The sequence below is a fragment of the Halomonas sp. 3D7M genome, assembly GCF_014897885.1.
Classification (GTDB): domain Bacteria; phylum Pseudomonadota; class Gammaproteobacteria; order Pseudomonadales; family Halomonadaceae; genus Vreelandella.
In genome coordinates this window covers 94,424-100,780 of record NZ_JABUZF010000035.1, presented here as the reverse complement: position 1 = coordinate 100,780, position 6,357 = coordinate 94,424, and the positions used below count along the sequence as shown (strand labels likewise).

At 53.9% G+C, this 6,357-nt stretch carries 5 protein-coding genes; 2 read left to right on the top strand and 3 right to left on the bottom strand.

The genetic code is table 11. The features are described from left to right. From INT22_RS01175 to speB, 3 genes are all read right to left on the bottom strand, one after another. The coding region (locus INT22_RS01175) for a 5-guanidino-2-oxopentanoate decarboxylase (protein WP_193067508.1) at window positions 1-1,431 on the bottom strand (1,431 nt) is incomplete at its 3' end. A gap of 11 nt (window positions 1,432-1,442) precedes the next feature. After that, window positions 1,443-2,825 carry a YjiH family protein gene (locus tag INT22_RS01170; protein WP_193060094.1) on the bottom strand — a complete coding sequence of 461 codons (1,383 nt, stop codon included), beginning with the start codon at window positions 2,823-2,825 and terminating at the stop codon, window positions 1,443-1,445. A 136-nt stretch (window positions 2,826-2,961) separates the two neighbouring features. Beyond that, complete coding sequence (gene speB / locus INT22_RS01165; protein WP_095603720.1) at window positions 2,962-3,912, bottom strand: agmatinase; 951 nt, start codon at window positions 3,910-3,912, stop codon at window positions 2,962-2,964. Between the two features lie 199 nt (window positions 3,913-4,111). Here speB and INT22_RS01160 point away from each other — a divergent pair, with 199 nt between their 5' ends. Together INT22_RS01160 and INT22_RS20160 are read left to right on the top strand one after the other, a co-directional pair. Further along, complete coding sequence (locus INT22_RS01160; protein ID WP_193060093.1) at window positions 4,112-5,524, top strand: sigma-54 interaction domain-containing protein; 1,413 nt, start codon at window positions 4,112-4,114, stop codon at window positions 5,522-5,524. Between the two features lie 114 nt (window positions 5,525-5,638). Beyond that, window positions 5,639-6,357: ABC transporter ATP-binding protein (locus INT22_RS20160; protein ID WP_226912316.1), on the top strand; the 719-nt coding region annotated here is incomplete at its 3' end.

Sequence of the window (6,357 nt, the reverse complement as noted above, 5' to 3'; positions counted from 1 at the left end):
GTAGCCTGCGTTGTGCCACAGCACAATTACCACCGGCAGGCGTTCCTCCACCGCGGTAGCAAGCTCAGCAAGGGTGAACATCACCCCGCCATCACCGACAAGCGCCACCACAGGTAGATCAGCGCGAGCTAACTGCGCACCTAGCGCTGCTGGCAGCCCATAACCCAAGGTGCCGTAGCCGGTAGAGGCATTGAAATAACGCCTTGGCGCTGGCTGGCTGACTAGGTGGTTGCCCGCATACACCGGTGCAGTGGAGTCACCCACCAAAATCGCCTCCGGCAGATGGTCAGCCAGGGTCTTATAAAGCGGCACGAAGTCGCTAAAAGCCGGATCATTAACCAGGTTAAGTGCACTCAACGTAGTGGCTGTTCGTTCAATACCGCGTTCAACACCGTGGCGCTGCAAAGGTTCGGGGAAATGAGCGAGTAGAAGCGCTAGGCTACGTCCGGCATCGCCCACTAAACCAAGCGTTGTATGCTGATTACGCACCAGTTGTTCAGGGTCGAGGTCAATTCGAATCAGTTTTCCATGGAGGTGAAAGCCACCATCAAACACGACATCGTAGTCGGTCTCGCCAAGCTCGGTACCCACCGCCAAAATCACATCGGCGTTGGCCGCTAGTTCGCGCACCGCAGGCAGCGCGGCATTCGCGCCCAAATCCAGCGGATGGTCGCGACCCAGCAGCCCTTTGGCATTGATAGTCGTCACCGCAGGGGCATCAAGCCTCTCTACCAATGCCCGGGCTGCCTCTGGCGCTGCCACACAACCACCACCTAGCAGCAGCAAGGGTTGTTTCGCGGCCTTTAACAAACGGGCAGCTTCGGCAAGCCCTTCTGGGTCAGGCGCTGCTCGGTAAAGCGTTGGCGCTTGCCAACTGTCCGGTACCTTCACCGGCGCATTGAACAGATCAATCGGAATTTCAATATGCACCGGGCCTGGGCGCGCACCATTGAAGATCGCAAAGGCGCGGGCCAGCACGTCAGGTAGCGTATTGGCATCCAATAGCGTGTGGCTAAACCGCGCCACGCCACTGATCATCTGCTGCTGGCTGGGCAGCTCGTGCAGCCGACCTTGGCCTAGCCCCAGCGTATCCCGGCGGTTAACACTGGAGATCACCAGCATGGGGATAGAGTCTGCTAAGGCTTGGCCCATCGCAGTAGCAATATTGGTCATTCCCGGGCCAGTGATAATCAGACATACCCCAGGCTGACCGCTGGCGCGGGCATAGCCGTCGGCCATAAACCCTGCGCCCTGCTCATGGCGCGGGGTTACGTGGCGCACATCGCTACCTTCAAGCCCTCGGTACAGCTCCACCGTATGCACGCCCGGAATACCGAACAGAGTACGAACGCCATAGGTTTCACGTAGCAGGTGGATCAACAGCTCGGCACAGGTCATGGTTGAGTGATTGCGCATTGCGTCAGCGTTCATGACAGGCCCTCTCAGAAGAAAAATGTATGGGCCATAAAGGCGATGATGGGCAGCGTAATGGCCGTGCGCAGTAAGAAAACGGCGGCTAGCTCCCAGAGCTTAATAGGGATTTTTGATTTAAGTAGTAACGCGCCAATTTCCGACATATACACCAGCTGTGTCATGGACAAGCAAGCGATCACAAAACGGGTCAGCTCGCTTTCAATATTCGTCGCCAGCACTGCTGGTAAGAACATATCGGCAAACCCGACCAACGTCGCTGGAGCAGCCGCTTGTGCTTCAGGGATACGCAGCAACTCAAGCACCGGCACCATGGGGTAAGAGAGCCAGGTAAACAGTGGAGTAAACTCGGCTAAAATCAGCGCGACGGTGCCGATGGCAAATACCAAAGGCAGCAGTGTCAAAAAGATATCAATCACGTTGAGTAGTGCTAAACGCACCAACTCTTTTGGCCCTGGCGCATCCGCTGCCCGGCGAGTTGCCTGGAGCAAGCTGTAACGAAACAACCCTACATTTTCGGTGCGCTTCTCGCTTAACTGGCAGCCAACAGGCTCGTAGTAGTCGTTAGATTTGAGCGATAGAGGGGGAATCCGCGCCACGATGATGGCAGCAATCAGCCCTGACACGACTACCGTAAAGTAGAACTGTACGAAGAGATGATTGATATCAACAAAGTTAGTAACCAGTAAACTAAACGCGATGGAAGCCACTGAAAAGTTAGTCGCAATGACCGATGCCTCACGAGCATTGTAATAACCCTGCTCATACTGTTGGGCGGTGATCAATACCCCCACGGTGCCTGACCCCATCCAAGAAGCCGTTGCATCGATAGCACTGCGCCCAGGAAGATTGAAAATCACCCGAAACGGCTTACGCACCATGGTGCCGATAAATTCCATAAAGCCAAATTCGACCAAAAACGGGAGCAGAATCGCCGCAAAGAAGAAGAACGTCAGTAGCACCGGCGCCAAATCATTGAGCATTACGCCGCCAGTAAACGGTGCCGTCACAAATTCTGGGCCGACTTGAAAAAAGGTCATGACGACAAAGATGCCACCTAAGATGCGCATCACTACCCAAATAGTGTCTACGTCAAACATCTCTTGAAAGTGACCACGTTGCGCCCAGTTAGGCTTTGCCACTTTAACGTAAAGCGTTATCACTACGGACAGACATAGGACTAGCATGGCAATGGCAGGTAGTGCAGAGCCAAGCAGCGACTGCAACCCATCGGCCATTAGGCCCATGCCAATATTAATCGTTCCTCCCACTTGAAAAGGCACCAAAAACAAGAGGACGCCAATTAAGGAGGGAATCAAAAACTTCAGCAAATGAGCACGCTGAATTGGAGCCGACGGCTCGGCGTCATCCAATTTTACTTGAGAGAAAGACATACGGTTCACCTATTGGAAGTGATTATTGGAGGTGGGCTGGTGGCTTCCTGGCAGGCAATAAGCAGCCTGCCATTTCTCTGACCATTAGCGCTTTGTCAGGTAAGCGCTTTTTATTTATGAGCTATTTCAGGACAGCTTAATCACTGTGTTTCACGCCCGGCAGCACGCAGAGCATTTCGTACAGCAGTGTGGCGCCCATCAATGCGGTATTACCGCTGGGGTCATAAGGAGGCGACACTTCCACTAGATCACAGCCGACGATGTTCAAGCCTGCCGCACCGCGCACAATTTCCAGCCCTTGCGCTGAGGTCAGTCCGCCCATCTCTACCGTTCCCGTTCCTGGCGCAACGGAAGGATCCAAGCCATCGATATCGAAGCTGATATAGACAGGCACATCGCCCATCTGCTCGCGCACTTCTTCCATCAAGGGAGCAAGCGAGCGATGCCAGCACTCTTCAGCGGGAACAACGCGGAAACCCTGGCTTCGGCACCAATCAAAATCTTCGGCTGCGTAACCGGTACCACGAAGGCCAATTTGCACCACTTTGCCGTGGGCTAACAGGCCTTCTTCCTGAGCACGGCGAAACGGCGTGCCATGAGCAATTGGCTCACCGAACATGTGCTCGTTCACATCGGCATGGGCATCGATATGGATCAGCCCCACTGGCCCATGCTTTTTGGCAATGGCACGTAAAATGGGCAGTGTCAGGGTGTGTTCGCCACCCAACGTTAGCGGAATGCAGTTGTGTTTAAGCACGTCATCATAAAAGGCCGTGATGATGTCGACGCTTTTGGGCAGGTGAAACGTGTTGATGGGCACGTCACCGATATCGGCCACTTGTAAACTTTCAAACGGGGCGGCGCGGGTCGCCATGTTATAGGGTCGCAGCATGCGAGATTCATCACGAATCTGGCGTGGGCCAAGACGCGTACCAGGCCGGTTAGACGTACCAATATCCATTGGAATACCGATAAAAGCAGCATCTAAGCCAGCAGCACTTTCCTGAGTGGGTAAACGCATCATAGTGGCTGGCCCACCAAAGCGCGGCATACTATTGCCCCCAAGCGGCTGGTTAAAATCAGACATACAGATCTCCTTGGCGTTGTTCATGTTGTAGCTCGGAATAACAACTACATTGCACAGAACATGCCAAGTCTCTAAACGCCCTAATAATAGGGCTTTCAGCCATTATTGATGCAGTAATGAATCAAAATCACGTACACTTAAGTCATCTATGCATCATTGATGCAAAAATGAATTACAGGTTACTCAAGAGACAATCGCTGTGAGTGAAATCGATAAGTGCGTGCTAAAAACCATTGTAGAAACCGCCAACGATCACTTCTTCATCGTCAGCGGAGAGGGTCGAGTGCTTGATATCAGCCCCGGCGCTGAGGCTGTTTATGGCGCGCCCCGGGAAGAATTGCTAGGTAGTAGCGTTTACCAGCTTCAGCAAGCAGGCATTTTGAAGCCATCCATCACCTTAGAAGTGATGCGCACCCACCAGCCGGCCCAACTTATGCAGGTAACAGGCACCGGGCGCCGTGTGATAGCTCAAGCCTACCCTGTCTTTGTGAATGGGAAGTTAGAGCGTGTTATCAGCCGCTCCAGAGACTTAACCGACTTACAGCTCCTACAAGACGAATATGCGCTACTCCAGAAACGCTTTAGTGAGCACTTAAAACGTAGCCAAGCAGCCCACGGTGCCGAGGAACAAGCGCTGGACGACGCGCTGGATAACTTGCAGGCGCGAAGCCACGTTATGCGTGAAGTCGCCTTGCTTCTCAAACGGGTCGCCCCCTCGGACGCTAATGTATTGATGCTGGGAGAGTCGGGCGTGGGAAAAACCGCGTTTGCCAAACAGTTGCACCGTTGGAGCCAACGCCATAACCATCCCTTTATTGAGGTTAACTGTGCGGCCATTCCCGAAAACTTATTTGAGTCTGAGATGTTTGGCTATCAGCCCGGCGCGTTCAGCGGCGCGGCTCGCCAAGGAAAAGCAGGCTTACTAGAGCAAGCGGAAGGTGGCACGCTGTTTCTCGATGAAATCGGTGAGCTTCCCTTATTAATGCAAACCAAACTATTAAAAGTTATCCAGGACGGAAGCCTTACCCGGTTAGGCGATACACGACCGCGCAAAGTGGACTTTCGCTTAGTTGTCGCCACAAATCAGAATCTAGCTAAACAAGTAGAAGCGGGCCTATTTCGCCTGGATCTTTACTACCGTCTCAACGTCATACCGGTCACACTTCCCCCTTTGCGCGACCGCCGAGAAGATATTCCTGATCTCGTGGAAGCCTGTTTGAAGCGCCTTAACCAACGCTATGGGCGGCAAAAAATCCTGGGCAATCCAGTATGGTCAACGTTAATGGGAAGCGACTGGCCAGGTAACGTCCGCGAGCTTGAAAACTGGTTGGAAAGAGCTTGGCTATCCAGCCCAACGGATCAAATTGAAGCACCTAGCCTTCCTACGCAGCAGCCCCCTGCTAATCTGCCGCAAACGTCAATCTCTTCGCCAATAGCCGCCTTAGCCCCCGAAGAAACCCTAAAGCAGTACCTCGCCAGACTAGAGCGCGAGACACTGGAAGCGTTGAGCAAAACGCTTCCCAGCACGTACGCCATCGCTGAACGGCTGGGGATTAGCCAATCCAGCGTGGTGCGCAGGCTTCAGCGTTACGGCATCAAAGTCACCAAGTGAATTTTCCGCTTGACACAACGGCTGTCATCAACCATCCATGTAAGTGTCATACAACGGCAACACCTTCAACACAAGCTGAACCAATAACAACCAACAGCCGGTGATGTGTGTGCTATGTCAAACCAATCGCGTATTCGCTTGGAACGCGTCACTAAACGTTGGGACGCGACTACTGCCGTCGATGACATCTCTTTCGACGTCACGCCTGGGCAATTTGTCATTCTGCTCGGCCCTTCAGGCTGTGGTAAATCCACCACGCTGCGCATGATCGCGGGCCTGGAAGAGGCCAGCGACGGGCGTATTCATATCGGCGAGCGCGACGTTACCCGCCTGCCGCCCGGCGACCGTGGGCTGAGCATGGTGTTTCAGTCCTACGCGCTGTTTCCGCATTTGAGCGTTGCCGACAACATCGTTTTTGGCCTGCGCAGCCGCAAGGTACCCAAAGATGAGCAGCGCCAGCGACTGGCTAAGGTCGCCGAACTGGTTGATTTAACCGATTACCTAGACCGCAAACCTGCGCAACTTTCCGGCGGCCAACGCCAACGGGTTGCCTTGGCGCGCTCGATTATTTCCGAACACCCGATCTGCCTGATGGATGAACCGCTATCCAACCTGGACGCTCGGCTGCGCAGCGACATGCGTAGGGAAATCAAAGCACTACAAAGTCGCCTGACTATGACGGTGATTTACGTCACCCACGACCAAGTGGAAGCGATGAGCATGGGCGATCGTGTGATTCTGATGCAGCACGGCAAAATCGTCCAGGACGGCACCCCCGACGAGCTTTATAACCGCCCCGCTAGCGCTTTTGCCGCCAGTTTTATTGGCAGGCC

Excerpts from the sequence above, each read along its gene's own strand:
- INT22_RS01170 (WP_193060094.1), bottom strand. The coding sequence starts at position 2,825 with ATGTCTTTCTCTCAAGTAAAATTGGATGACGCCGAGCCGTCGGCTCCA.
- speB (WP_095603720.1), bottom strand. The coding sequence starts at position 3,912 with ATGTCTGATTTTAACCAGCCGCTTGGGGGCAATAGTATGCCGCGCTTT.